This is a genomic window from Shewanella sp. SM68, from assembly GCF_025653925.1.
GTDB lineage: Bacteria > Pseudomonadota > Gammaproteobacteria > Enterobacterales > Shewanellaceae > Shewanella > Shewanella oncorhynchi.
Window position 1 is genome coordinate 1 of sequence record NZ_JAKKRU010000033.1, and the last position, 822, is coordinate 822.

The window sequence follows — 822 nt, forward strand, 5'->3', positions numbered from 1 at the left end:
GCTCTAAGGCCTCCCACAACGGTTTTTTAGCGGACTTAGCCAAGATTTTACCTTTGCATGTTACCCCTCTCATCGTGACTGACGCGGGGTTCAAAGTGCCTTGGTACAAAGAGGTTGAGGCGCATGGTTGGTTTTGGCTAAGCCGTATTCGCGGTACAGTTCAATTTGCAGATATTGGCGCTGAAAATTGGCGTGCAGTTCGCAGTACACATGACTTGGCCAACGGTCAAGCGAAGAGCCTGGGTTGTAAGACCTTGACCAAAACTAACCCTATCAATTGCCATCTCACGCTTTATCGTAGCAAACCTAAGGGGCGTACAAATCAGCGTTCAACGAGGACTAATTGCCACCATCCATCGGCAAAAACGTACTCAACATCGGCGAAAGAGCCTTGGGTGTTAGCCAGCAATTTACCACCAGAATCTCGGAGCCCAAAGCAGCTGGTAAACCTGTACGCCAAACGTATGCAAATAGAGGAAACCTTTCGTGACCTCAAAAGCCCGGCATACGGCTTTGGCTTACGCCAAAGTCGTACCAACAGTCCAGAGCGATTCGACATCATCCTACTGATAGCGTTGATGGTTCAATGCCTGTTGTGGCTAGTTGGTTTACACGCACAGCAACAGGGCTGGGATAAGCATTTTCAGGCCAATACCATTGGGCATCGAACGGTACTCTCAACGATTCGCTTGGGATTGGAGGTACTCAGGCGGCCTGATTATCAAATCACGGAGAAAGAATTGCTGGCGGCCTGGGTATTATTCGCCAATCAGTTGCTCAAATATGGCTATGCTATGGCTGATTTATGAGGGGATCCTTCAG

General features: G+C 49.0%; 1 protein-coding gene. It reads left to right on the plus strand.

Going from position 1 to position 822, the window contains the following annotated elements; all coding sequences use genetic code 11:
• The coding region (locus L5M40_RS22495; protein WP_263257275.1) for an IS4-like element IS10A family transposase at positions 1-809 on the plus strand (809 nt) is incomplete at its 5' end.
• Positions 810-822 lie beyond the last annotated feature (13 nt).